The following is a 22,647-nucleotide window of genomic DNA, read 5'->3' as shown; positions in this document are numbered from 1 at the left end:
ACCGGTTCCCGGCGAGCCCGACCGGGGTCGGGCGTACGCCCAGGATTCAGCCGTTGACCGCCACGAGCAGCCCGGCACCCGCCGCCAGACAACCCATGCCGAGCACGCTCCACAGCAGGTCGGCGACGGCGGCCCGGCGGACCTCCCCGGCCGCCAGCACCACCCGGCTCGGGCGGCGCGGGTCGTAGCAGATCCGCACCGGGGCACCCGGAGTGAAGCGGTCCGGACGGCGCAGCGGGGTGTGTCCGCGCGGACGGGTGAGCACCAGCTCGGCGATCCGGCCAGCTCCGGCACCTTCGGCCGGGGGCAGGACGGAGAAGGAGAGCAGCGGGGCGCTGTCGAGCTGGCCGTGCGCCTCGTCCTCGGCCACGACCGTGGCCACCGCCGACGCCCCCGAGCGGCGCATCCGGTGGCGCAGGCGCACCTCGGCGGCGCACCAGAGCAGCAGCACGCCACCGAAGAGGGCGAGCACCAGCCCGCCCACCGTCGCCGTCGTCGTGTCCACCCCTGGCCCCCGGCTCCCCAGCTCTGTCCACAGCCTGTGGACAGAGCCTCACAGCAGGGGGCCAACGCGCGGCGGCCGACCGGAGACCGCCGGACGAACCGGGGAGTACGGGAAGGTGAACCGGCGCCGACCGCCCCCGCCAGGGGCGCCGCACCGAGGGCGCCGCGCCCGGGTGCATCACCCCGAGGACGCCGCGCCGGGTGCCCCGCGGGTCAGGCGCGCCGCGCCAGGTGAACCGGGTCAGCCTGCCGGGCGGATGAACCCCTGCTCGGTCAGCAGCCGCAGCGACTCGGGCACCCGGTCCCGCAGGACCACCCGGTCCTCGCCGAGCAACTGCGCGATGGCGTCCACGATCTCGCCCGCCGACAGCGAACCGTCACAGACCCCGACGAAACCGGCACCCACCGTGTCCACCTTGGTGGCCCGCCGCATGCCCCGGTTGTGACGCAGGATCACGTGCTCCGGGTCCTCCGCGCCCGGCTCGCCGACCTGCTCCTGGACCACCTCGTCGGCCAGCACGTAACGGGTCGCGAGCAGGCCCGCGTCGTCGTGCGAACGCAGGAAGTCCTGCCGGTCGAACCACTCCTCGATGTGCGGGCCCAGCGGCTGCTCCACCGGGTGCGGCCACTCCTCCACCCGGACGGTCGGGCGCTCCGCGCCGCTCGCCCGCAGGGTGATCCAGCCCATGCCGATGCCCTCGACCCGGCCCGCCTCGAAGGCGTCCAGCCACTCGCCGTACCGGGCCTGGTAGTCGCCGCCCGGACCGCGGTGATCGCCGCCGTCCCGCAGCCACAACTCGGCGTACTGGGCGACGTCCTGGACCTCCCGCTGGACGATCCAGGCGTCCAGTCCGGTGCCCGCCACCCAGCCGGCCAGCCGCTCGTGCCAGTCCTCGCCCTTGACGTGCTGCCAGTTGGCGAGCAACTGGCAGTAGCCGCCCGGCTCCAGGTGGTCGGCGGCCGAGCGGACCAGGCTGCGGCACAGGTCGTCGCCGGCCATGCCGCCGTCGCGGTAGGTGAACCGGCCGGTCGGCGAGATCACGAACGGCGGGTTGGAGACGATCAGGTCGAACCGGCGCTCCCCGACCGGCTCGAAGAGGCTGCCGGTGAGTGCCTCCCGCCGCTCGAAACCGGACAGCGCCAGGGTCAGCTCGGAGAAGCGCAGCGCGCGGGGGTTCAGGTCGGTGGTGGTCACCTGCCCGGCGTGCCGGGCCGCGTGCAGCGCCTGCACACCGGAACCCGAACCGAGGTCCAGCGCGGACCGGACCGGACGGCGCACGGTGATGTTGGCCAGCGTCGTCGACGCGCCGCCGACCCCGAGCACCAGGTCCTTGCGGGCCACCCCGTGCGCGGTCTCGCCGGATCCGATACCGCCCGCGCCACCCACCGCGCAGCCCAGGTCGGACACCACCCAGGCGTCCGAACTGTCCATCCCGGCCACCTCGTTGGCGTACGGCCGGACGTCCACCGTCGCCCGCACCAGCTCACCGTCGGAGCGCAGCCAGCCGTCGGCCAGGCAGTCCTCGACCGGCAGCGCGGCCGCGGCCACCCGGTACGGCACCGGCTGCTGGAGCAGGAACAGCCGGACCAGCGTCTCCAGCGGGCTGCCGCCCCTGGTCGCCCGGAGCGCCGGCACGGCCTCGCTACGGGCCAACGCCGCATAGCCGGTGGGCCCGAGCAGGTCGAGGCAGCCATCGGCGGTGAACGAGGCGGCGAGCAGCGCCTCACGCAACTTGGCGAGGCGGGTCTGGTCGAGAACGGGGCTACTGATCACCCCGCCATTGTCCCCCGCCCCGGACCGGGCGGCCGCCGGGTCCGGGGCGGGTCGGGGGCCGTCTTCGGGGGCGGGTCGGGGGCAGGGTCGGGCACCCTCCGGACCGGCGCCGGGGCGGCCGGCCCGACGGCCCCGGGCTCAGCTCGCGCTGGGCACGGGGGTGGTCGGGGTGGTCGGCGGGGCGGCGGGCGGGCTCAGCTCGCGCTGGGCACGGGGGTGGTCGGGGTGGTCGGCGGGGCGGCGGGCGGGCTCGCCGGGGTGGTGTCGGTGCCCGCGGAGGGGGTGGTCGACGGGCTCGCGCCGTCCGTCGCGCCGGGCGCGGGCGTCCCGCCGGGCGCCCCGGCGCTCGGGGTGGCGGACGCGCCGCCCGGGGCCGCGGCGGCGGGCTTGCAGCCGTCCTGCTTGGCCATGGCCGCGCCGAGGTCGCCGCGCTGCAGCTTGCCCTGCGCCTGCGTGGACAGCGAGGCCAACTGCTGGATCTGGTCCGAGATGCTGCGCAGGCCGTCCGCGAACTTCGACTGGTCGGTGTTGGTCACGGCGTCCAGCTTCTTCTGGATGTCCTGATAGCCGTCGGCCGCCTTGGTCAACTCGGCGACGGCGTCCTTCTGCAGGTTCTCGCCGTCCTTCACCTTGGGCACCCCGGCCGCGGTGATGGCCGCCGCGATGTCCTGGTTGGTCTTGGCCAGCCGCCCGATGTCCGTCGAGAGCCGCTTCTGCAGCTCGGTCGGGGTCTCGCCGGTCTTCACCTGGGCGGTGTCGGCGAGCGCGGCCTGCGCCTGGACGATCGGGTCCTTGGCCGAGCCACAGACGTTCGACGCCCAGGACTCCAGCTGCTTGCCGTTGTCGTCGCCGCCGCAGCCGACGGCGCCGAACGCGAGCAGCGCGCCGAGGACGGGTACGGCCAGCAGTCGCTTGTTCACCGGGAGGAGCCTTTCGGTTTCGGTCGTCTTCGGTCGTCGAACCTACACGGCCGATGTCCGCCGCCTGCCGACCGGTTCCCGGACCTCCGGTGCCCCCACCGAGTGCCCGGCCCCGCTCGGGCGCGCTCGACACGGATCGGGCGGATCGGATCGCCGGGCCGGACGGCACGCGGCACGCCGACCGGCGTGCCGAAGTAGACCTCTTCGCCCCAGGTGCTCACCGAGGAGCTGATCGGCAGCTCGACCCGGAGCGCCTCGGTGGTGGGTGCGGCCTCCAGCATGGCGGCGGCCTGTCCTGCCTGCGCCCAGCCACAGAATGCGAATCCGCAGGGGCTTCCTTGTCGCGACGGGTCCGATCACCGATCGGACCCGATCGTGCCGGAAGCAGCGAACCGCCAGATTCAACAACGTTTCAACGCGTCCCAGAGGACCGGGCCGACGCCCGGACCACCCCGGGCACACGAGGCACGCCGAAGGCCGGGCCCTCAGACCACCACGGACTCGACCGAGACCGGCCAGCTCATCCGGATCAGGCCGCCGTCCGTGCCGTTGGTGACCTCAAGGTCCTCGACCAGACCGGTGATCACGGCGAGGCCGAGGGTGTCCTCGTCCGGGTCCGCCCCCTCGGCGGCGCCGGGGGCCGGGACGGCGGCGGGGCCGGCCTCGTCCTCGACCTCGATGAGGAAACGCTTCTCCTGGTCGGTCAACGCGACCCGGACCGTGCCACCGATGCCGCCGCGCTGGTGCAGGCCGACCGCACGGGAGCAGGCCTCACCGACCGCGAGCCGTACCTCGTCGAGCACCGACTCGTCGACCCCGGCCCGTCTCGCGACAGCCGCGGCGACCAGCCGGGCCGTTCGCACGTGCTCCGGAAGCGCACTGAATCGAAGTTCGACGGTTGCCATCTCTCCCCTTCGGGGTGCTCCGACCAGGGCCGACGATGCGGCCCCTGCGGGCCGGCGGAACCGGCCCCGGGGCGGCCGGGAAGCACCGGGGCCCGCAGGCCCCGGCATCCCGGACGCTTGGAACGAACGGGCCGGCCTCCACGGGCACGGGCCGGCCCGGCCGCGTCAGTCGGTCGCGTTGACCGCGTCGTCCACCGAGGTGTGGATCGGGAAGACCTTGGTCAGGCCGGTGATGCGGAAAATCTTCAGGATGCGCTCCTGGTTGCAGACCAGGCGCAGCGAGCCCTCGTGGGCACGCACCCGCTTCAGACCGCCCACCAGCACACCGAGGCCGGTCGAGTCGAGGAAGTCAACGCCTTCCATGTCGACGACGAGGTGGTACTTGCCGTCGTTGACGAGCTCGACCAGCTGCTCCCGCAGCTTCGGGGCGGTGTACACATCGATCTCGCCGCCAACCTCGACGACCGTACGATCGCCGACTGAACGGGTCGACAGGGACAGGTCCACGGAACCTCCAGCACCTTGCCTTGCTACGTCATGTGCGATCCTCGGCCGGCCGGCCGCCACCGCATGGTCGCGAGCCCGGGCGCGCCCAGCCACACGTGGCAAGCCTCGGCGCTGCGACCCACGGCCATCCGGCCGTCACGGCCACATTCAACCACCTGCGACCATGCCCGCACGATGGCTTACGACGATTCTCCGTCACGCCGGTGACACACTGGGTCCTCATGCCGCCCCGACACAGCCTGCCCGAGGCACTGCTCACGACCCTGTCCACCAGCCGGGGGCGGTCCGACCGGCTCACCCATACGGAGCACCTTCCCGCCCGACCTGCGCGTTATGCGCCGTGGCCCGAGTCGATCCGGCCCGAGATCGTGGCCGCCGCCCTCGCCGTCGGCGTGGAGCAGCCCTGGGCGCACCAGGCAGAAGCGATGAATCTGGCCAAAAGCGGTCAGACTGTGGTGATCGCCACAGGCACCGCCTCGGGCAAGTCGCTCGGCTACCTGGCCCCGGTCCTCAGCGACCTGCTGGACGGCACCGAGGCCCGCAACGGCCGCGGCGCCACCGCGCTCTACCTCGCCCCGACCAAGGCGCTCGCCGCCGACCAGCGCCGCCGGGCCGCCGAACTCGCCCCGCCCCGGGTCCGACCCGCCCTCTACGACGGCGACACCCCGCCCGAGGAACGCGAGTGGGTCCGCCAGTACGCCTCGTACGTGCTCACCAACCCGGACATGCTGCACCGCGGCATCCTGCCCGCCCACGCCCGCTGGGCCTCCTTCCTCAAGGTGCTGCGCTACGTGGTCGTCGACGAGTGCCACAGCTACCGGGGCGTGTTCGGCTCGCACGTCGCCCAGGTGCTCCGGCGGCTGCGCCGCATCTGCGCCCGATACGGTTCGTCACCCACCTTCCTGCTCGCCTCCGCCACCACCGCCGACCCGGCCGCCACCGCCGAGCGCCTGACCGGCCTGCCCGCCCAGGCGGTCACCGAGGACGCCTCGCCGCGCGGACCGATGGTCTTCGGCCTCTGGGAGCCGCCGCTGACCGAGAACGTCGGCGAACACGGCGCGCCCGTCCGCCGCACGGCCACCGCCGAGGCCGCGCACCTGCTGACCGACCTGGTCGAGCGCCAGACCCGCACCGTCGTCTTCGTCCGCTCCCGCCGGGCCGCCGAACTCGTCGCCCTCCAGACCCAGGACCAGCTCGGCCGACCGCTCGCCGACCGGGTGGCCGCCTACCGCGGCGGCTACCTCGCCGACGAACGCCGGGCCCTGGAACGCGCGCTGCACACCGGCCGGCTGCTCGGACTCGCCTCCACCTCCGCTCTCGAACTCGGCGTCGACGTCTCCGGCCTCGACGCCGTCCTGATGGCCGGCTACCCCGGCACCCGGGCCTCGCTCTGGCAGCAGGCCGGGCGGGCGGGCCGCGAGGCCCAGGGCGCACTGGCCGTCCTGATCGCCCGGGACGACCCGCTGGACACCTACCTGGTGCACCACCCGGAGGCGCTGTTCGCGGCGCCCGTCGAAGCCACCGTGCTCGATCCGGACAACCCCCACGTGCTCGCGCCGCACCTGTGCGCGGCAGCCGCCGAACTCCCGCTCACCGACGCCGACCTGGAGCTGTTCGGCCCCTCCACCGCACCGCTGCTGCCCGTCCTGGAACGGCGCGGCCTGCTGCGCCGGCGCAGCGACGGCTCCTGGTACTGGACCCGCCGCGAACGCGCGGCCGACGCCGTCGACCTGCGGGGCAGCGGCGGCAGCCCGGTACAGATCGTCGAGGCCGACACCGGTCGCCTGCTCGGCACGGTGGACGCCGCGGCCGCCCACACCACCGTCCACACCGGGGCCGTCCACCTGCACCAGGGCCGCACCTTCCTGGTCCGGGAACTCGACCTGGAGAACTCGGTCGCCCTGGTCGAGCCGGCCGACCCGCCGTACACCACGGCCGCCCGCGACATCACCTCCATCTCCGTGCTCGACACCGACACCACCGTTCCCTGGGGCGAGGGCCGGCTCAGCTTCGGTTCGGTGGAGGTGGTCAACCAGGTGGTCGGCTACCTCCGGAAGCGGATCTCCACCGGGGAGATCATGGGCGAGAGCAAGCTCGACCTGCCGCCCCGCACGCTGCGCACCCGCGCGGTCTGGTGGTCCGTCACCGAGGACCAGCTGCTGGACGCGGACCTTCCGCTCGACCAGCTGCCCGGCGCCGCCCACGCCGCCGAACACGCCTCGATCGGCCTGCTGCCGCTGTTCGCCACCTGCGACCGCTGGGACATCGGCGGCGTCTCCGTCCCGCTGCACCCCGACACCGAACTGCCCACCGTGTTCGTCTACGACGGCCACCCGGGCGGGGCCGGCTTCGCCGAACGCGGCTTCCAGCGGGCCGTCGAGTGGCTGACGGCCACGCGCGAGGCGATCGCCTCCTGCGAGTGCGAGCGCGGCTGCCCGTCCTGCGTCCAGTCACCCAAGTGCGGCAACGGGAACGAGCCGCTGGACAAGGCCGCAGCCGTCCAACTGCTGGACGTCCTGCTGGCCGGCGCCCCCACGACGGCAGGCGCCAGGACGGCAGGCTCCACGACGGCGGACCCCTCAGTGGACCCTGGAGCGGCGGCTCCCTCAGCAGACTCCTCAACAGGCCCTTCAGCGGACCCCTCAGCGAGCTCCGAAACGGACCACGAGACGGACCCCGAGAAGGACTCCGGGGCGAAGCCCGAGCCGAGCGCGGACGGTGGGCCGCCGACCGGCTCATGAGCCCGCCGCCGATCCGCCGGTCGGCCCGCCGAGGCCGTCCTCGGCGGCGGTGACCGCGGCCCGCACCGGCCCGGCCCGCGCCCTCGCCCGCGCCGGGCCGACCGGCAGACGCGCCGGCAGCCCACCGACCGTCACCTCGGCCACCACCTCGACGGCGTCCCCCGTCCGGTCCACCGTGCAGGACACCAGACCGGCGCCCTGCGCGGCGGCGATCCCCTCGGCCCGCCCGCACCCGCCGTCCGGGTCCAGCAGCAGCCGGTCCGCGGCCGCGAGCGCCGCCAGGTCGGCGGCCGACTCGGCCCGGTGCCGCGCGGCGACCACCGCTCCGACCGCGATCGTCCCGGCGAAGACCGCCGTGCCGAGCATCGCCAGGGCGAGCAGCCAGACCGTCGCCGAACCGGCGTCCGGCCCGCGCCCGCCGACGGCGGCCGCCCGGGCGGTACGAGTCCTCGCCCACCGCCGCGCCCCCGACCGCACCCCGGTCAGGTCGGCCATGAACCACCACCTCCCGCGATTCCCGCTCCTCCCGTGACCCCCACGAGGGTGTCCTCCCGCGCCGCCACCGCGGTCGCGCCCAGCCGTACCGCGAGCAGCCCGCCGAGCCTGCCCGGCGCCCCGCACGGCGCGTCCACCTCCACCCGCACCACCTCCGCCGCCATCGCCACCCGCACCTGAGCTCCCGGCGGCGCGGCCGCGCGGGCGAGTTCGGCGGCGTCCGTCTCCCCGCGTGCAGCCGCCCTGGCCCCGACCCGGGCCGCGTCCACACAGCGGATCTGCGCGGCCGCCGCCAGTACGCCCCAGATCAGCATCGCCGCGAGCAGGACGAGCGCCGGCAGGGCCACCGCGGTCTCCGCCGTGACGAAGCCCGCATCGCCGCGACGGCCCGGCCGCAGCGACCGCGCCCGCCCGCCACCACGTGCCGCCGCCAGGCCAGGGCAAGCCTTCGGCCTCCTGCCATCCGCCCGGAGGCGGTGCGCGGCGGTGTCGGGGTGCGCGCACCGAACGGCAGCGGAGGGGGCACCTCCCGGCCGAAGGCCGGGGGACGCCTGCCGGCCGACGGCAACGCGACGAGACGCGTTCCCCAACGCCGCCGCGCAGGCGGGAGTTCGTGGACGGTCGCTAGGTCGCATGAAGCGCCCGTTCCAGTGAATCGGTCAACGCCCCCATGATGGTCGCGCTGGTCACCACCTTGTACAGCCCGGCCGCGAGGGCACACGCGGCCAAGGTGCCGACGGCGTATTCCGCCGTGGTCATCCCGGCGTCCGACCGGCCCCGGCTCCGGGCCATCCCGCGCATCCGGCGGGCCGCCCAGCGGCTCCTGCGCCGCCACACCCCGGGCGCCTGACGGAGCGCGCGCCCGCTGCCGGGCCTCGTTGCGATCACTGCGGTCATGAATCTCTCCTGTCTCCGAAATTCCGAAATACCGATGTCCCGCCATACCGATGTCCCCGATGCCTCCTACGCGGCTGCCGCCGACGCCGCTGCCCACGGCTCCGCCGCCGATCCGCTTGGCGCGGCCCCGCGTTCACCCGCCCTGGGCGAAGCGGGTGGTGAGGCCGATGACGACCGGCACCACGCCGATCAGGACGAAGGCCGGGAGGAAGCAGAGCCCGAGCGGAGCGGTGGCGAGCACCCCCGCCCGGCGGACCCGGGCTTGGGCCGCCCGGGCCGCCGCCGTCCGCCGCCCCTGCGCGAGCCCGATCAAGGGCCCGGCCGCCGGAGCCCCGCCGAGGCTCGTCCGGACCAGGCAGCGGGCCAGCGGGGCCAGCGACGGGTGCTGCTCGCCCAGACGGCTCCAGCACAGTTCCGGCGGTGCGCCCAGGGCCAGTTCGGCACCGATCGCGACCAGCCGGGGCCCCATCGGTACCCCCACGCTCCGGCCGACCGCCGACACCGCGGCCGAGGGTGAGGCCGCCGAACCGAGGCAGGCCGCCAACAGCTCGGCACTCAGCGGGAGTTGCCTGGTCAGCAGCTCCTCCTCCAGGACCGCCCGCCGCTCCGTCGGGGACCGTACCCGGGCCGACCACCGGTGCACGCCCGCCGCCAGCAGCGCCCCGACGACCACCCCGACGGCGCCACCGAGCAACACCGTCGCGCCGGCCCCGGCACCCACGGCCAGGGCCACAGGCCGCCAACGCCCGCCACCACGACCACGACCACGACCGCCAGATGCCGGCGGCACCCGCACCAACACCCGCCCGAACAAACGCCGTTGTCGCGCCCACCCGCGCACCAGCACCACACCGGCCACCATCACCGGCCCCCCGGCGATCACCCACCCGACTCCCCGGATCACCCCGACACCACCTCCGCCCGCGCCCGTACCCGAGCCCGTACCCGTGAGAGCCCGCAGCTCCCGCCACCACCAGAGCCCCACGCCCCGGCGACCCGCCGGGGAGCCTCCAGGGCACCCTGAGCGCCCTGAGCCGCCGCCCGGACGATGCGCGCCGTCCAGAGCACGCCCAGGCCCTCCAGTGCCGCCCCCGCCGCGAGGCACCCCAGCCCGGCCGGCGTGTGCAGCAGGATGCCCACCGGCCGGGCCCCGAGCGCCGCCCCCAGCAGCAGCCCGGCGGCCGGCAGGGCGGCCAGGACGGCGATCGTGGTCCGCGGCCCCGCCAGTTCCCCGGCGATCTCCTCCGCCAGGGCCCGCTCGCCGCGCAGCGCCTCCGCCACCCGGTCCAGCGCGACGGCCAGCCCCGACCCGCCGTCGGAGGCGACCCGCCAGCAGGCCGCGATCGCCGACGCCCCGCTCCCGCCCGGCAGTTCGGCGAGCAGGTGCAGCGCGGCGGGCACGTCCCCGCCGTACCGGCCCGCCGCGAGCCGCGCCACCGGCTCCTCGCCGAGCCGGCGCAGCCCGTCCGGGTCGTCCGCGAGGCGGGCCGTGACCAGGTGCAACGCCTGCTCCGGCGTCGCCCCGCCGCGCAACTCCCCTGCCAGCCCTGCGCAGAGCTCCACCACGGCGGCCGCCCGCCGCCCGGCCTCCACCGTCACGCGCCGTCGCAGCCGCCACCGCCGCAGCGGCAGTACGGCCAGCCCGGCGGCGAGCACCGGCAACGGCGAGGAGGTCGCCTGCCCGGCCGCCAACCCCACCGGCAGGAGCAACAGTTCGGGCGCCAGCCAGTCGGACGTCCGCGGCCGGGCGCGCCCCGCGGTCACCGCCGGCGGGCCCGGCACCGGAACGGACGGGGGCCCGCTGCCGGCCAGCACCAGCCTGTACCGCCGACCGCCCGGCATCTGCTCCTGCACCGCACGCCATGCGGCGACGGCCAGCAGGCACAGCACCAATGCCCAACAGAAAGAACTCTGATCACTCATCACGTCAGGACCCTCCCGGTCGTCGGTCTTTCCTGTTCCACGCCCCGAGCAGCGTCAGGGCGCCCGCCACGCACCCGCCCAGCAGCAGGACGAACGCGAGTTCCGCAGCCCGCACGGCCGCACTCGCCAACCCGGCCGCACCCACCAACCCGGCCTCACCCACCAACCCGGCTGCACCTGCCAACCCGGCCACCGCCGTCGTCACGTCGGCCCCGCAGCGAGCGACACCCCGCGCACCGCCAGCAGCCCGACCAGTCGCTCCCAACCCGCCCCGGGGACCAGACCGCCCGCCACCGGGAACTCCACCGCCGGGGTGGTGACGGCCAGGCCGTCACGGCCGGCGGCCAACGTGTGGATCTCCGCCACCCGGCGGCGCCCCGAGCCCGGCTCCCTGACCAGGTGCACCACCAGGTCGAGCGCGGCCCGGAGTTGGCTGTGCAGCGCGGGCCGGTCGAGCCCGGCGAGCGAGCCCAGCGCCTCCAGCCGGACCGGCACGTCCGCCGCCGTGTTGGCGTGCACCGTGCCGCATCCGCCCGCGTGGCCGCCCTAACGGTGCACGGAATTCCTTGCGCCCTAGGGGGTTGGCGAGAGAGAGGCCACCCATGCCAACTGTGATCATCTATGACCGCCTGTCCCGGCTCTTTGCCGACGAGGCCCCTGACCACCGCATCACCTCGTGCAAGGCGTACGCCGAGCAGCGTGGATGGGAGGTGATCCTTGTCGCCAGCGACACCAACGTGTCCGGCGCCACCAAGCTGGAGGATCGCCCCGGCATGCGCGAGGTGTTGGCCTGGCTCCCGCGTGCTGACTACGTGATCGCCGCGAAGCTGGACCGGTACGCCCGCAGCGTCCTGGAGTTTCAGCGCTTGTTGAAGGCCGCTGAGTCCACCCACACCACCGTCATCACAGCTGACGGCGTGGTGTCGCCGGAGAACGCTTCGATCATCATCAACGTGCTTGCGGCGTTTGCCGAGTACGAGAGGGACATGATCACGGCCCGCATCCAGGCCTCGAAGGATCATTTCCGTTCCCGTGGCAACCACTTGGGCGGCCTTGCACCGTACGGGTACGCGGTCGATGGGCCGGTGAACAACAAGCGTTGGGCCATCGATGAAACCGCCGCTGCCATCGTCCGTGACTGCGCCGACCGGCTCATCAACCACGGGGCTTCGATGACTGGCCTTGCCCACGAGCTGAACGAACGAGGAGTACTGTCCCCGGCGGACCATGCACGACACCGGGACGGCCGCAAGGTGCGGGGAAGTCGCTGGCACTCCACGACGCTGCGGGATGTGCTGTACACCCCTGCCATGCGTGGCTGGGCCGTGCAGGCTACGCCGGGCTCCAAGCGAGGCGCACTGACGAACCAGCCGGTTCTCGACGCTGAGGGCCGCCAGCTGTCCGCTGGACCGGAGATCCTGAACGCCGAGACCTGGTCTGCGGTCCGCGCGATCATTGATGAGAAGGCCAAGGGACGTGGCGTGGAGCGGAACGGGAAGGCGCTGCTGTTGCACGCGGCGCGCTGCTCCGAGTGTGACGGTCCTATGTACCGGCAACGGCGCGAAGTACGGGGAAAGGACTACAGCACGTCTGTGTGCCGCGCCGGTGTCGGCAAGCGCGGCACTCACCGGCCGAACGTAATCGTGGCTGCTCCGGTCGAAGCCATGGTGACCGCTGACTTCCTCAAGCGCTTCGGGCGGTTCAACCTGATGCGCTGGGCGGAGCCCGACGGCAGCGCGGTACTCCAGCTCGCTGAGGTGATGACGCAGATTGAGCGCCTGGCTGGGAACCTGGTGCGGCTTGACCCCGACGGAGCCGCCGCCCGGATCGTCATCAAGCAACTAAGCGCTCTTGAGAGCCGGGAGGCAGAACTTCGGGCAGAGGCCGAACAAGCCGAAGGGCGCTGGGTCGACGCTGGAGGCACCGTGGCGGACGAGTGGAAGCGGCGAAATGACGAAGGGCGGCGGGCCTTGCTCGCTGACTTCGGCACGCGAGTGGAGATCTCGCCCCTGGCCCCGAAGGCGCCCAAGCGATTCGACCCGTCGCGGGTTTCGATCAGCTTCGACGGCCCGGCATGGTGGCGCGAAGTCGACCCGGCAGAAGCCCACTTGCGAGCCATCGCGATTGAGGAGAGCAGTGGTCCGGTGCACATGACCTACTGTCCGGAGTGCTCGCACCTCATCGGGTTGCGACCGGGAGACGCCGTGAACCACGTTGCCCCGTGCGCTGACTGCGGTTCCGCCGAACATGGCAAGTGCCACCACCGTATCTAGAACGGCCCTGAGCGCCCCTCTGGCGCCCTTTCAGCCCCTGTCTGGCCCACCGGCCCGGCGGGGGCCTTTTCGTGCCCTCAGGCAGCCCCACGGGGCTTCGTGGGGTCAGCGAGGAAGGCGGCCAAACGGCCTACTGCGATGACGAATGACGGTTCTAACACCGATCTGGTAATCCCTAAGAGGTTCTATAGGGGATACACGACTCTCGCTCAGAACCGTCATTCGTCATCCGGACCGCTGAAATCGGGGAATGTCTTGCTCCCTCTTGAAGGTGAGAGCCGGTCAGGATGCACCTGCCCGGCCGTGTCAGGGCGATGCCTCGGGAAGCACGTCACCGCTCATCGATGAAGCAGACTGAACCTGGAAAGGACATGATGCTCACCGAGCACCTGAGCGTAGAAACCTTCGACGCGTACCTAGACGCGTGGCAGAACGAGGACAGCCACCGTAGCCGACTCACCCGCGTGTTGCGTGCCAGCATGGACGAGGGCGACAGCGACTACCAGCGGCATCGACTCGCCATGCTGCTGCACTATGCCGAGCAGGCCGAGGGCCACGCCGACGAGATTGACGGCCTCGACTACGCGCAAGAAGCCGCGTAGCGGCCCGGTAAGCCCCTGAGACGCCCCGGTACGGCTCCGAGCCTGCCGGGGCTCTTTCATGCCCGCAGACGGCCGTACAGGACTTCGGGCGGGCCAGCGCAGAGACCTGGAAAATCTCCATGGCTATGTAGGTATGTAGGTTTGACGGTGATCCCAGGTATCCCTACAGAAACCTATAGGGAAGCCGGGAAGCAGCGTCAAACTTGCATACCTACATCGGCGCCCGCTGGCACAAGGGCGCAAGCGGTCACCAGAGATCCACAGAGGGCGCCCGGCAGCTTGCAGGGGCGTCTCCCCGCTGCTCCTCAGGGGCGACAGCCGAGAGGGTCCAGAGCGCCGTCTAGCGCGCACCTCAGCACGGAGAAGTGCAGCAAACAAGCCCCAGGGGTGACGAGGTGACGATTTGAAGGCCAGATCCAATACCCCTTAAGAAACTCTATAGGGAAACCCAGATCGGCGTCCCGATCGTCACCTCGTCACCCTCAAGTCCCGCGCCCGCTTCGCTGAGTCGATCGGCGGGAATTCCTTGCTCCCTAGTGTGGTTGAGAGCCCCCGCCCTTAACTGCGGCGCTTCGCTCTCTCTGCGCTTGGCGGCGCGCCCACTGATCTTGGCCCTCGTGGGCTTGGAATGCATGCCGCCCATAGGCATTCCAAGCCCACGGGGGCCTTTTTTATTCCAAGGAATCGCCATGAGTCCGAACGAGATGGCTCTAGAGCTGAGGCCTGCCCCCGAGGTAGCGCCGGACGCCTTCATTCAGGATCTGCGCGTACGCATAAACGCGCTCTCCCTCGCTGCCCTTGAGTCTGTTGAGTGGGACGGGGTGGCGGTAGATGGAAGGCCCCATCCGATGCTTTTCGCTCTGACCTCCCTGATTGAGGTTGGCACCGATATGCGCCGCCTGGCGGTCGATCGCCGTATTGCAAATGCGGTTCTGGAACGGCGCGGACAGTAATCATCTAGAACAGCCTGGAAAGCGATGGGGACCAAATGAACAACTGTGCCATAATTGACGATCTACGATCCAAGCGCGAAACCCAGCGGGATGCGCTGGACAGGATCCTTGAGCGAGCGAAGGCAGGAAATAGAAGCCTCACGCCGTCCGAGGCTCGGGATTTCGATTCGACCGAAACACGAATACGCGCCCTAAATGATCGCATTGAGGAACTGGACGAGCACGAAAGGGCAGCCAACGCCGCCGCGCTCGGATACCAGAAGTACGCCTTCGGTACAGGATCGAGCCCCACGGCCACTGAGAGTCGCAAGCCGTCCATGCCGGGCGCTGCAATCATTACGCGTGAGCCGGAGGTCTATAAGCGCGAGGATGCGAAGACCTCGTTCTTTATGGACATGCTCAACGTTCGCAAGCATGGTGACCGTAACGCCCTGGAGCGGCTGGATCGCAATAACCGGATGGCTGCCGAACGGGCCCGCGCGAACGGTGAACTTCGCGCTATCAGCACCACGAACGGCAGCGGTGGCGAGTTTGTCCCGCCTATGTGGCTCGAAGTCGAGTTTGTCAAGCTTGCCCGACCTAGGCGCGTGTTTGTCGATCTCGTGACGAATGATCCGCTGCCTCCGGGCACTGATCAGCTCAACCTGCCGAAGGTCAATACTGGTACGGCTACGGCTGTCCAGGGTACGCAGAATAGCCAGATTCAGCAGACGGACCTGACGACCACCAGCATCTCGAGCAGCGTGACCACAGTGGCGGGTGGGCAAACCGTTTCTTTGCAGCTCATAGAGCAGAGTCCGCTGAATATTGATGACGTGATCCTGGGTGATTTGGCCGCAGATTACGCGATGCGCCTCGACACGCTGTGCCTTACCGGGCCGGGTACCGGTGGCCAGCCGACCGGAATTCTGACCCTTGCGGGCACCAACTCCGTCACGTGGTCCGGCACCGCGCTGACTGGTGCCAATTCTCTGTACAACGCGATTGCGTCAGCGATTAGCAAGGTTTATACCTCCCGCTATGAGGCGCCGGACGCCATGGTTATGCACCCGCGCCGGTTTATGTGGATGCTGGCTCAGCAGGACACGCTAGGCCGCCCCGTAATTGTTCCCGCTGAGAGCGGCCCGAATAATGCTCTTGGTATTCTCGGCCCGAAGCTGAACGCTCAGGGTCCGGCGGGCCGAATTGCTGGCCTGGACGTGTACCTCGATGCGAACATTCCCACCAACCTGGGCGTCGGCACGAATGAGGACCGAATCCTAGTCCTCAAGTCGGATGACATTCGCTTGTGGGAGTCGCACATTCGGGCCGAGGCTTTCCAGCAGACCTACGCTAACCAGATGTCGGTGTTTGTGAGGCTCTACAATTACGCGTCTTTCCAGGCTGGCCGTTACCCCGGCTCCATTTCGGTGATCTCCGGCACTGGGCTTAACCAGGTGCTCTAGGAAGCCGGTAGATAGCGCCCATCACAGCTGCCCATGGTCGCTGTGGCGGGCGCTTTCTCATTGCCTTCTTTCTGGGCGCGACGCTTACTCAGTGTGACTTCCAACGCGGACAGTAGGGGGTACGGGGGGCGGGTCAATCTCTAGCCGCATGCGCCTTGGGGACCCGGCCCCCCTGTTCAGGACGCCAAACTAACTCCGTGAAACGCACGAAACGAGGAAAGTAGGATTTCTGTGGACTTCTCAGAGCAGCTTTCGTCGCTCAGTGTTACTGCTCTCAACCTGTGGAAGTCGGTAAATTCTGACTACGAGCTGACTCCGCAGGAACAGCGCCTTTTGCTGGAGATCTGTCGCACCTCGGACACACTCGACGCGCTTGATGCCGACGTTCAGCGAGACGGCGTGATGCGGGCTAATAAGGTCAATCCCGCTGTGGTCGAATTGCGGCAAACTCGCATCGCTTTCGCCCGTCTGAATGCCGCTCTTGCGCTGCCGGACCTTGACGAGGACGACGACGCCCCGCCCAAGTACCAGCGCCTCGGCACCCGGGGCCCATACAAGCTCGTGAAAGGTGGCTAAGCATGGCTAAGGCCAAGCGAAAGGCCGAGAATACCGCCGCTCTGTTCCGGCGGACAGAAAGCCAATGGGAACAAATCCTAGGTCACGACCGGGGCGCCGCCTTTTTTGCCGCCCTGCCCACAGCGGGAATCGGGGCGCTGATTGAGCGGGGCGCGGCGACACCCGCAGAGCTCGACATGATCCGCGCGGTAGCCGCTGGTCAGACTGACCATGAGCATCTGACCGCCGAGCATGCCGCGCGCATCCTCGCGGACATGCCCGCCGACTGACCAACGTCAGCGCCCGTTGCGCTAAGTCGAGTTGGGTACCTGACACCCGAGGCCGGCGGGAACCAAGTGCCCCTAGAACATCACGAGTTGCGAGGCAGGACGATCGGCCCGGCTGCTCAACTCGGATTAGCCGCTGAGCTCGTGACGAGCCTTCCATACCCGCAACACAGAGCCCCCGTACCCTCCTCCCCGCGCTGGGGTGGTCGGTGCGGGGGCTTTTCGTTGCTTTGGAAGCCGTCAGCGATGTTGAGGCCGGTAACTGGCGGGGCATCCCCCTTCTGTCAAGGGTGCGCCGCCGAGCGTACGCTGACTCAACTAGGCGCGTGTCTCGGGAGACCACATGACAGAGCTACCCGCAGAACTGACGACCGGCGAACGAATCCGCATCGTGCGGGAACGCCGAGGAATGACCCGCCCTGTGGTCGCTGGGCTGGTTGGGCGTTCCTCCGACTGGCTCAAGAAGATCGAGAGCAACGAGCGCCCCATCCGTGGCGTCGGAATGCTGATCAAGCTGGCTCAAGTCCTGCACGTCGATGACGTGTCGATTCTCACCGGCACCGAGATCAGCATCCCGGCCACCGGCACGGGCAAGGTGAGTCACATCTCTGTGCCCAAGATCCGGTCCGTCATGCACTCCGTGAGCTTCCAGCCGGTTCCGGGTGTGGTGACACCCCCGGACGTCCTCAAGGGCCTTGTGGAGCAAGCCTGGCGGCTGTGGCACACGTCCGCTCACCAGCGCACCGAAGTGGGCGCGCTCCTGCCCGACCTCCTACGGGACGCTCACGCATCGGTCCGGCTCCACGAGGGCACCGAGAAGCGGCAGGCGTATGCCGCGTTGGCAGACCTCTACCGACTGGTGCAACGGCTGCTCGCGCACATCTGTGAGCCAGAGCTGTACTGGATGGCGCTGGATCGAGCGCGGGACGCGTCGGAGAACGCCGATGACCCGGTGTCTCTGGCCCTCGGCGCGTGGACGGTGAGCATCGGCCAACGCGCTGCCGGGTTCGTGGACGAGGCTGTACGGACCACCGAGATGGGGATGGATGTAGTGCGCCCCATGCTGGAGTCCGGAGCACCCGAAGTCCTGGCAGCGTACGGGCAGTTGAACCTACAAGCCGCCTGCACTCATGGGCTCGACGGCGTGGCGGGCCCCGCTGAGCGCTTCCTCGCTGAGGCCGAACGGACCGCCCGGAAGCTTCCATCCGGCTATTGGCACGCACAGAGCGCGTTCGCCATGTCGAACGTGGATGTGCACGCCGTCTCAATCGGAGTAGGGCTGCAACGACCGGGCGAGGCGCTGATGCGCGCTGAAAGCATCGATCCGGCGTCCATTCCTTCGCTTGAACGGCGCTCACGTCTGCTGCTGGACATCGCATACGGCTACCACCAACGGAAGGAAATGGCTGCTGCCGTCCACTACCTCGGGGAGGCTGTAGCGGTCACACCGGAAGCAGTCAGGTACGTGCCCGGAGCGCGCAGCCTGGCAGCAGCGATCGAACGCACGGCAGTAGGTCCGCTCAAGGCGTCGGCGGTCGCGCTGGCTGAGTCAATCGGAGTTGCTGCGTAGATCGTTTAGGTAGGGGGACAGTTTGTCCCCATCGCAACACTTGGGTGCCCGTACCGTCCAACGGACGTGACGGGCATTCGGCGTTTGGAGGGCCAGCGGCAATGACGACGGACAGGCAGGGCACGGCCGCCGAGTACGAAGCCGATCGATGCATCCGGCCCCCCAGCAAGCGCGCCTCGGCGTCGCCTGAGTGCCAGGTCTGCCGGGCGTTCGACAAGATCGCCGAGGAGTTCGCGAAGTCGCCCCAGCTGCCGGACGAGTCGGTGTTGCGTGCGATCGCGTTTCGCCGCCTGGACCACGAACTCAAGTGCAAGGCGGTGGCCCGTGTCGCTTCGTGAGATCGCCCTTCGGGTACCGGACACGCCCGCCCCGGACGCCGACGTGTGCCCGTCGTGCGCGTGGTTCGACCTCATGGCCGCGCAGCACACCGAGCACCCGACCATACGGCGCAGGCTGGCCACGTGGTGGGAGCAGCACGTGAACGACGGCGAGTGCTTGGCGGTGGCCGATGACGCCGAGTGATCGCGAACCGTCGACGTGGCCTGAGGAAGTCCACCACCACCAGCGGCAAGCAGAGCGGGCAGCAGACGCCCTTGAAGTGGCACTGAGCGCCGCTCGGCTGCCGGTCCCGGGTGGCCTGAGCCCGTCCTACAAGGTGATCCAGGAGGGGTACGGCGCCCGTCTGTACCTGGGCACCGTGAGCATGGACGAGACGCGGCAGCTGGTGGCGGCGCTCACGATGTACGCCCGGCTCATGGGGTTCGTGAAGGACGACGCAGCAGCGGTGCTGGCAGCCCAGGTGCTAGGGGAGTACCGCCGTCCCCAGCTGACCACGGACGGCACGTACAAGGAGCCCGGACAGTGAGCGGGCCCGAATTCCTGCTGCCCGACTGGACCAACTTCCTGGGCGGCCCGGTGCGATACCCCGAGGACCCGGAGGACGACGACCAGGTCGACACCCCGCCGCCCCTGGAACCCGTCCCCGACTCGCCGACCGTCACCCGGCTGCGCGAGTCCCTGGCAAAAGCCAACTGGCGCTCCCGCTGGGGCGTGTGATGCACCAGACAAGGCGGCACGGGACAGCGGTCGCGGCAGCGTCATACGAGAGCGTGGAAGCCGCCGCCGTGTACGACGTGGCAATCCGCGGAACGGCCTGTGCGTGCCCCCAGCGGCGTGAGGGCGGGTGCGTGGAGGATCTGGGCCTGCCTCCGCTGCAAGGCCGCTACAGGGACCGCCTGGGCCGCATGTGGACCGTCCTGGGGCGCGAGCAGAGCGGGGACCCGGTGTCGGGCCAGATCTGGCGTACGACGGTGCTTCTCCGCCTGATCGAAGACGGCCACCAGTTCACCAAGACGATTCACTGCGCCGGGGCGCCCAGCACGGAGAACCACTACGAGCGCACCCGCGATGGTCGGCCCCCCGTGGCCGCAAGACTCCCGTTCCGCCGAACCGATAGCTAGCCGGTTGGAACGGGTCGCAAGTGCAAGGCGGCGTGCGGAAGATCCTCGCGCCGACTCAGAGAAGGGATCGGCAATGAGCAAGCGTCCCGAATTCGAGTTCGTCACCATCGCGGCGTGCCAGAACACGGTGCGCAAGGCGTGCCCGCAGGTGGCCACCAACATCCCCGGCATCGTCGCCTTGCGCGACAGCGAGCGGCCCGGTGAGGTGGTCACCATGACCCCGGAGGCGTGGGCCGAGTTCACCAGCGCCATCAAGGCCGGGGAGTTCGACCTAAGCGCGTAGGAGAGCCGTGGACTGCCCGCTGTGTGATCAGCCCATCGCGTTCGACCCGGAGACAGGCCAAGGCTTCTGCTTCCGGTGCGACCAGTGGGCGACCGTCTACCCGGATCAACCGGACCCGTACCGGTACACGTCCAAGAATCGGCCCTACCGGCCGAGGAGGCACGGTCCGAACGACCACCCGGGTAGCAGCGGCGGGCAGTCCACACCCGCATGACCTCGAAACGGCCCCGTCCATGAGTCGCCCCGTGGCGCCCGGACGGGGCTTCTCCGTGGTTGGGCGCACGTGTACGGTTTACGTAGTCACGCGCCTTCGTGCCCGGTGTTCAGCGCGGCCAGCAGGTCCGACACCTCGGCCCCGCGGACCTCTCCGATCACCAGCCGGTCCGGACGCATCCGCAGTGCCTGCCGGACGAGGTCCCGCAGCGTGAGCTCACCCAGCCCCTCCTGGTTGGGCGGTCTGCTCTGCAACCGGACGACGTGCGGATGGGCCGGCCGCAGTTCGGCGGAGTCCTCCGCGATGACGATCCGCTCCTCCGGCCCGACCAGGCCGAGCAAGGCCGCGAGCAGCGTGGTCTTGCCCGTGCCCGTCCCGCCGGACACCAGTAGCGACAGCCTGGCCCGCAGGATGCCGGCCAGCAGGCCGGCGCCCTCCGGCGGCAGCGCCCCGCCCGCCACCAGTTCGTCGAGCGTGAACGGCTGGGGCCGGCAGACCCGCAGCGAGATGTGCGTGCAGCCGGCCGCGATCGGCGGCAGCACGGCGTGCAGGCGGGTGCCGTCCGGCAGCCGGGCGTCCACCCAGGGCCGCGCGTCGTCCAGCCGCCGCCCGGCCGCGGTGGCCAGCCGGTGGGCCAGCCGCCGTACCGCCTCGGCGTCGGCGAACCGGATTCCGGTGGCCCGGTGCAGGCCGCCGCCACGGTCGACCCACACCTCGTCCGGACCGTTCACCAGGACGTCCGTGACGTCGGGCGCCGCCAGCAGCCGCTCCAGCGGGCCCGCACCCACCAGTTCGGCGCGCAGCGAGCGCACGGTGTCCAGGACTTCGTCCCCGCCGAGCGGCGGCCGGGTGGCCCGCAGCACGGCCGCGACCGACCCCGCCGTCGGGGCGGCACCCGACTCGGCCAGCCGCAACCGGACCGCGTCCACCAGCTCCGCCGTCCGCTCCTCCCGGGCGGTGCGCCCGTACGGGCAGGGGTGGCGCGGCGCCTCGGGTGGCCCGCCGGGCGGCGGCACGCTCCTGAGCGGCCGGTGCTCCCGCGCACCGTCGCCCCGGCTCTTCGGACCGCCCCCCGCCCGCACGGTGGGGCCTGTTCTGCGCAGACGGACCATCAGTACACACCTCCTCCGACCGCCGGCACCGGCGGCAACACCTCGTCCAGGAAGGTCTCGCAGAAGCGCGCGAGCGGGCCGCCGTCCCGGATGCCGGGCGGGACGCCCTTCTCGACGTCCTCCGCCAGGCCGGGCTCCGGCTCCAACTCCCCCGCGAGTTCCAGCCGCAGCCCGCGGGCGATCCGGTGGGCCGGGAGTCCGAAGGTGCGCGGTGACCGCACCACCGCCCGGACGTCCCCGAGCCGCATCCGGGCGGCCGCCGCGACCCGGTCGGCGGCGGCCACCGCGCGCAGTTCGGCCGGCACCACCAGCAGCGCCAGGTCGGACTGCTCCAGCGCCTGCCCGGCGGCCGCGTCGAGATGGCGCGGCACGTCGACGACGACCAGCCCGCCGCGCCGCCGGGAGGCGGCCAGCACGCTGCGCATGGCCTCCGGCGGCACGGTCAGGGTGTCGCCGCGGTCCCAGGACAGGCAGGAGAGCGCGGAGATCCGTTTGAGCACCGGTAGCGCCCTGGCCAGTTCGACCCCGCTGACCCGCCCGCGCGAACCGGCCAGATCGGGCCAGCGCAGCCCGCGGGCCGCCTCGCCGCCGAGCAGGATGTCGAGGCCGCCGCCCAGTGGATCTCCGTCGATGAGCATCGTCCGCCGCCCCGCCCGCGCGGCCGTGACCGCGAGGGCGCAGGCCAGGGTCGAGGCCCCGGCCCCGCCCCGGCCGCCGAGCACGGCGACGGTGAGCGCCGGGGAGCCGGCGCCCTCGGCCGCGTCGGCGATCCGGTCGAGCAGCCAGGCTTCGGCGTCGGGGAGGAACAGCACGTGCTCGGCGCCGAGTTGGACGGCTCTGACCCACACCCCGGCGTCGTCGAGGTCCAGCCCGAGCAGCAGCACCCCGCCGCGCCGGCCGAGCCCGGCGCACCGGGCGGCCTGGTCGTCCCCGATGAGCACCAGTGAGGCGCCCTCCCAGAGCTCGCGCGGCGGTGGTGCGCCCCGGATCAGCCTCGGTTCGGTGCCGGCGGCCGCGCAGAGCCGCAGCAGGTGCTCGGCCAGGCCCTCGTCCTCGGTGACGACGAGCGGACCGGTGGCCCCGGGCCCTTCGGTGGTGGCGTGGTCGGCGATCGGCGTCGACATGGCGGGCTCCCCTCTGCGCCGACGGCCGCCAGGGGCGGTCCGGGGCGCACGTCGGACGGTTCCGGCGAACGGCCGCCCGGCAGACCTCGTGGGAGAGAGGGAG

26 protein-coding genes and 1 pseudogene are annotated in these 22,647 nt (G+C 71.1%); 13 read left to right on the top strand and 14 right to left on the bottom strand.

Going from position 1 to position 22,647, the window contains the following annotated elements; translation table 11 throughout:
• Window positions 1-46: 46 nt before the first annotated feature.
• From A6F73_RS17720 to bldG, 6 genes are all read right to left on the bottom strand, one after another.
• Window positions 47-505 carry a DUF3592 domain-containing protein gene (locus A6F73_RS17720; protein ID WP_063348697.1) on the bottom strand — a complete coding sequence of 153 codons (459 nt, stop codon included), beginning with the start codon at window positions 503-505 and terminating at the stop codon, window positions 47-49.
• 240 nt (window positions 506-745) lie between these two features.
• Entirely contained in the window at window positions 746-2,278 is a 1,533-nt protein-coding gene (locus tag A6F73_RS17715) for a methyltransferase (RefSeq protein WP_063348696.1), read from the bottom strand.
• Between the two features lie 194 nt (window positions 2,279-2,472).
• Window positions 2,473-3,198 (bottom strand): hypothetical protein, encoded by a 726-nt coding sequence (locus tag A6F73_RS17710; protein ID WP_063348695.1) that lies wholly within the window; start codon window positions 3,196-3,198, stop codon window positions 2,473-2,475.
• A complete protein-coding gene (locus tag A6F73_RS39400; protein ID WP_208869091.1) occupies window positions 3,195-3,479 on the bottom strand; it encodes a cyclophilin-like family protein in 285 nt (94 codons plus the stop codon). The genes A6F73_RS17710 and A6F73_RS39400 overlap by 4 nt, the downstream gene beginning before the upstream one ends.
• A gap of 204 nt (window positions 3,480-3,683) precedes the next feature.
• The gene (locus tag A6F73_RS17705) at window positions 3,684-4,103 is read right to left on the bottom strand and encodes an ATP-binding protein (RefSeq protein ID WP_063348694.1); all 420 of its coding nucleotides are present in this window, start codon (window positions 4,101-4,103) and stop codon (window positions 3,684-3,686) included.
• Between the two features lie 165 nt (window positions 4,104-4,268).
• On the bottom strand, window positions 4,269-4,610 hold the full coding sequence (gene bldG, locus A6F73_RS17700) for an anti-sigma factor antagonist BldG (RefSeq protein WP_049659132.1): 342 nt from the start codon (window positions 4,608-4,610) through the stop codon (window positions 4,269-4,271).
• A 221-nt stretch (window positions 4,611-4,831) separates the two neighbouring features.
• Between bldG and A6F73_RS17695 the strand changes: the two genes are divergently transcribed.
• Window positions 4,832-7,351: a DEAD/DEAH box helicase gene (locus A6F73_RS17695; RefSeq protein WP_079135779.1), complete on the top strand. Its 2,520-nt coding sequence runs from the start codon at window positions 4,832-4,834 to the stop codon at window positions 7,349-7,351.
• Here the strand turns inward: A6F73_RS17695 and A6F73_RS17690 are convergent.
• The 6 genes from A6F73_RS17690 to A6F73_RS17665 form a co-directional block, all read right to left on the bottom strand.
• Entirely contained in the window at window positions 7,346-7,846 is a 501-nt protein-coding gene (locus A6F73_RS17690) for an Rv3654c family TadE-like protein (RefSeq protein WP_079135778.1), read from the bottom strand. The two genes, A6F73_RS17695 and A6F73_RS17690, sit on opposite strands and share 6 nt — an antisense overlap.
• Window positions 7,834-8,193, bottom strand: coding sequence for a TadE family type IV pilus minor pilin (locus A6F73_RS17685; RefSeq protein ID WP_347878542.1), 360 nt, complete (start codon window positions 8,191-8,193; stop codon window positions 7,834-7,836). The genes A6F73_RS17690 and A6F73_RS17685 overlap by 13 nt, the downstream gene beginning before the upstream one ends.
• A gap of 277 nt (window positions 8,194-8,470) precedes the next feature.
• Window positions 8,471-8,743: a DUF4244 domain-containing protein gene (locus tag A6F73_RS44380; RefSeq protein ID WP_063348693.1), complete on the bottom strand. Its 273-nt coding sequence runs from the start codon at window positions 8,741-8,743 to the stop codon at window positions 8,471-8,473.
• A gap of 133 nt (window positions 8,744-8,876) precedes the next feature.
• Window positions 8,877-9,476 (bottom strand): type II secretion system F family protein, encoded by a 600-nt coding sequence (locus tag A6F73_RS17675; protein WP_159398481.1) that lies wholly within the window; start codon window positions 9,474-9,476, stop codon window positions 8,877-8,879.
• 167 nt (window positions 9,477-9,643) lie between these two features.
• Window positions 9,644-10,666 carry a type II secretion system F family protein gene (locus tag A6F73_RS17670; protein WP_079135776.1) on the bottom strand — a complete coding sequence of 341 codons (1,023 nt, stop codon included), beginning with the start codon at window positions 10,664-10,666 and terminating at the stop codon, window positions 9,644-9,646.
• Between the two features lie 201 nt (window positions 10,667-10,867).
• Window positions 10,868-11,185 (bottom strand): hypothetical protein, encoded by a 318-nt coding sequence (locus A6F73_RS17665; protein WP_063348691.1) that lies wholly within the window; start codon window positions 11,183-11,185, stop codon window positions 10,868-10,870.
• 83 nt (window positions 11,186-11,268) lie between these two features.
• On the opposite strand from A6F73_RS17665, the gene A6F73_RS17660 reads away from it, so the two are divergent.
• From A6F73_RS17660 to A6F73_RS17600, 12 genes are all read left to right on the top strand, one after another.
• On the top strand, window positions 11,269-12,939 hold the full coding sequence (locus A6F73_RS17660) for a recombinase family protein (protein ID WP_079135775.1): 1,671 nt from the start codon (window positions 11,269-11,271) through the stop codon (window positions 12,937-12,939).
• Between the two features lie 344 nt (window positions 12,940-13,283).
• Window positions 13,284-13,541, top strand: coding sequence for a hypothetical protein (locus A6F73_RS17655; RefSeq protein WP_159398480.1), 258 nt, complete (start codon window positions 13,284-13,286; stop codon window positions 13,539-13,541).
• Between the two features lie 689 nt (window positions 13,542-14,230).
• Window positions 14,231-14,494, top strand: coding sequence for a hypothetical protein (locus A6F73_RS17650; RefSeq protein WP_063348688.1), 264 nt, complete (start codon window positions 14,231-14,233; stop codon window positions 14,492-14,494).
• Window positions 14,495-14,529: 35 nt separating this feature from the next.
• Window positions 14,530-15,939 (top strand): phage major capsid protein, encoded by a 1,410-nt coding sequence (locus A6F73_RS17645; protein WP_063348687.1) that lies wholly within the window; start codon window positions 14,530-14,532, stop codon window positions 15,937-15,939.
• Window positions 15,940-16,170: 231 nt separating this feature from the next.
• Window positions 16,171-16,515, top strand: a complete 345-nt coding sequence (locus A6F73_RS17640; RefSeq protein WP_079135774.1) for a hypothetical protein — start codon at window positions 16,171-16,173, stop codon at window positions 16,513-16,515.
• Window positions 16,516-16,517: 2 nt separating this feature from the next.
• The gene (locus tag A6F73_RS17635) at window positions 16,518-16,784 is read left to right on the top strand and encodes a hypothetical protein (RefSeq protein ID WP_063348685.1); all 267 of its coding nucleotides are present in this window, start codon (window positions 16,518-16,520) and stop codon (window positions 16,782-16,784) included.
• A 340-nt stretch (window positions 16,785-17,124) separates the two neighbouring features.
• Window positions 17,125-18,351, top strand: a complete 1,227-nt coding sequence (locus A6F73_RS17630) for a helix-turn-helix transcriptional regulator (RefSeq protein ID WP_063348684.1) — start codon at window positions 17,125-17,127, stop codon at window positions 18,349-18,351.
• Window positions 18,352-18,452: 101 nt separating this feature from the next.
• Window positions 18,453-18,689 (top strand): hypothetical protein, encoded by a 237-nt coding sequence (locus A6F73_RS17625; protein ID WP_063348683.1) that lies wholly within the window; start codon window positions 18,453-18,455, stop codon window positions 18,687-18,689.
• Entirely contained in the window at window positions 18,676-18,873 is a 198-nt protein-coding gene (locus tag A6F73_RS17620; protein ID WP_063348682.1) for a hypothetical protein, read from the top strand. Before A6F73_RS17625 ends, A6F73_RS17620 begins: the two co-directional genes overlap by 14 nt.
• Before the next feature lie 76 nt (window positions 18,874-18,949).
• Window positions 18,950-19,216 carry a hypothetical protein gene (locus tag A6F73_RS17615; protein ID WP_063348681.1) on the top strand — a complete coding sequence of 89 codons (267 nt, stop codon included), beginning with the start codon at window positions 18,950-18,952 and terminating at the stop codon, window positions 19,214-19,216.
• A complete protein-coding gene (locus A6F73_RS17610) occupies window positions 19,213-19,407 on the top strand; it encodes a hypothetical protein (protein WP_063348680.1) in 195 nt (64 codons plus the stop codon). Before A6F73_RS17615 ends, A6F73_RS17610 begins: the two co-directional genes overlap by 4 nt.
• A 477-nt stretch (window positions 19,408-19,884) precedes the next feature.
• Window positions 19,885-20,094: a DUF397 domain-containing protein gene (locus A6F73_RS17600; RefSeq protein WP_063348678.1), complete on the top strand. Its 210-nt coding sequence runs from the start codon at window positions 19,885-19,887 to the stop codon at window positions 20,092-20,094.
• A gap of 306 nt (window positions 20,095-20,400) precedes the next feature.
• Here A6F73_RS17600 and A6F73_RS17595 read toward each other — a convergent pair.
• Both A6F73_RS17595 and ssd read right to left on the bottom strand, forming a co-directional pair.
• Window positions 20,401-21,240 (bottom strand): annotated as a pseudogene (locus A6F73_RS17595) (TadA family conjugal transfer-associated ATPase); the annotation flags it as partial.
• A 179-nt stretch (window positions 21,241-21,419) separates the two neighbouring features.
• Entirely contained in the window at window positions 21,420-22,544 is a 1,125-nt protein-coding gene (ssd, locus tag A6F73_RS17590) for a septum site-determining protein Ssd (RefSeq protein ID WP_063348677.1), read from the bottom strand.
• Between the last annotated feature and the right edge of the window lie 103 nt (window positions 22,545-22,647).

The organism is Streptomyces sp. MJM8645 (assembly GCF_001625365.1).
GTDB lineage: Bacteria > Actinomycetota > Actinomycetes > Streptomycetales > Streptomycetaceae > Kitasatospora.
This window is presented reverse-complemented; position numbering and strand designations above follow the sequence as displayed.

Coding starts and splice junctions, on each gene's coding strand:
- A6F73_RS17630 (WP_063348684.1), top strand. CDS start 17,125: ATGACAGAGCTACCCGCAGAACTGACGACCGGCGAACGAATCCGCATC.
- ssd (WP_063348677.1), bottom strand. CDS start 22,544: ATGTCGACGCCGATCGCCGACCACGCCACCACCGAAGGGCCCGGGGCC.
- A6F73_RS39400 (WP_208869091.1), bottom strand. CDS start 3,479: ATGCTGGAGGCCGCACCCACCACCGAGGCGCTCCGGGTCGAGCTGCCG.
- A6F73_RS17695 (WP_079135779.1), top strand. CDS start 4,832: ATGCCGCCCCGACACAGCCTGCCCGAGGCACTGCTCACGACCCTGTCC.
- A6F73_RS17645 (WP_063348687.1), top strand. CDS start 14,530: ATGAACAACTGTGCCATAATTGACGATCTACGATCCAAGCGCGAAACC.
- A6F73_RS17670 (WP_079135776.1), bottom strand. CDS start 10,666: ATGAGTGATCAGAGTTCTTTCTGTTGGGCATTGGTGCTGTGCCTGCTG.
- A6F73_RS17600 (WP_063348678.1), top strand. CDS start 19,885: ATGAGCAAGCGTCCCGAATTCGAGTTCGTCACCATCGCGGCGTGCCAG.
- A6F73_RS17705 (WP_063348694.1), bottom strand. CDS start 4,103: ATGGCAACCGTCGAACTTCGATTCAGTGCGCTTCCGGAGCACGTGCGA.
- A6F73_RS17650 (WP_063348688.1), top strand. CDS start 14,231: ATGAGTCCGAACGAGATGGCTCTAGAGCTGAGGCCTGCCCCCGAGGTA.
- A6F73_RS44380 (WP_063348693.1), bottom strand. CDS start 8,743: ATGACCGCAGTGATCGCAACGAGGCCCGGCAGCGGGCGCGCGCTCCGT.
- A6F73_RS17690 (WP_079135778.1), bottom strand. CDS start 7,846: ATGGCCGACCTGACCGGGGTGCGGTCGGGGGCGCGGCGGTGGGCGAGG.
- A6F73_RS17660 (WP_079135775.1), top strand. CDS start 11,269: ATGCCAACTGTGATCATCTATGACCGCCTGTCCCGGCTCTTTGCCGAC.
- A6F73_RS17635 (WP_063348685.1), top strand. CDS start 16,518: ATGGCTAAGGCCAAGCGAAAGGCCGAGAATACCGCCGCTCTGTTCCGG.
- A6F73_RS17625 (WP_063348683.1), top strand. CDS start 18,453: ATGACGACGGACAGGCAGGGCACGGCCGCCGAGTACGAAGCCGATCGA.
- A6F73_RS17655 (WP_159398480.1), top strand. CDS start 13,284: ATGAAGCAGACTGAACCTGGAAAGGACATGATGCTCACCGAGCACCTG.